This is a genomic window from Vibrio sp. Vb0937 (assembly GCF_033338855.1).
Genome location: NZ_JAWOTK010000331.1, coordinates 1 through 1,177 on the forward strand (window position 1 = coordinate 1; position 1,177 = coordinate 1,177).

A 1,177-nucleotide genomic window follows, 5' to 3' on the forward strand; every position below is an offset into this window, starting at 1 on the left:
TGATGTATGCGTTGGGTCAAATGGCAGTTGGAAATCCGGTTCGATTTTCAATGACCAGTTGAAGCTGTAAGCATCGCCTTTTTCTTTACGGTGAAGGCGTACATCTTCCATCGAGCGCTTCATGATACGTGCAACTTCGGCAGGATCATCAATGACGATTTGGTAGTGTTTTTGACCTTCTTCACCTAAGGTATCGCGAATAAACGCATCGATAGAACGGAAGTATTCTTCGCTCTCTTTTGGTCCGGTTAACACAATCGGCATCGGCTGATCAGCATTGTCTGGATGCATCATGATACCAAGAATGTACAGCAACTCTTCAGCAGTACCCGGACCACCCGGGAAGATCACAATACCATGTGCCATACGAACAAACGCTTCTAAACGTTTTTCGATGTCCGGCATGATGATCAGCTCGTTAACGATTGGATTTGGCGGCTCAGCGGCAATGATTGAAGGCTCCGTCAAGCCAAGGTAGCGTTGCTCGGTGTAACGCTGTTTAGCGTGACCGATTGCCGCTCCTTTCATCGGGCCTTCCATCGCACCTGGTCCACAACCCGTACAGATATTAAGTTCACGTAAGCCAAGCTCGTTACCCACTTCGCGCGTGTATTGGTATTCAACGCCATTGATTGAATGGCCGCCCCAACAGACGACGAGATTTGGTTCAATACCGGGAGTGAGCGCGCCTGCGTTACGCAAAATACCAAACACAAGGTTGGTAATATGCGTTGGGTTAGTGAGATTGAGGCGCTGACTGTCAGCCAAGTGCATGTTCACGTAAACGATGTCACGCAGTACAGAGAATAAGTGTTCTTGAATGCCTTTAATGATCTCTCCATCGACAAACGCATGCTCTGGTGGGTCGGTCAGCTCTAGCTTAATGCCACGCTCGCGGCGCACTACATTCACATCAAACGATTGGTGTTTATCGAGAAGCTCTTTGGAGTTATCTGTGTGGCTACCAGAGTTCAATACCGCTAACGTACAGTTACGATAAAGCTGGTAAAGATCACTCGAAGCGGTTTTCTTTAAGCGTTCAACTTCCAGTTGGGATAGCAAGTCCATGCTACCAGCGGGGCTTATATGGGTAATCATAACGCCTCCTTGTGTTGCATTATTTTGAGGGATAGTTCCAACGCATCTTGCTTAGTTGTACGTGTCGTTTTACTCAGAT

The 1,177-nt window shown here is 47.6% G+C and carries 1 protein-coding gene; it reads right to left on the bottom strand.

The genetic code is table 11. The features are described from left to right. On the bottom strand, positions 1 to 1,098 hold a 1,098-nt coding region (gene ppnN / locus R7P67_RS25485), incomplete at its 3' end, for a nucleotide 5'-monophosphate nucleosidase PpnN (RefSeq protein WP_318086407.1). Positions 1,099 to 1,177: the final 79 nt, after the last annotated feature.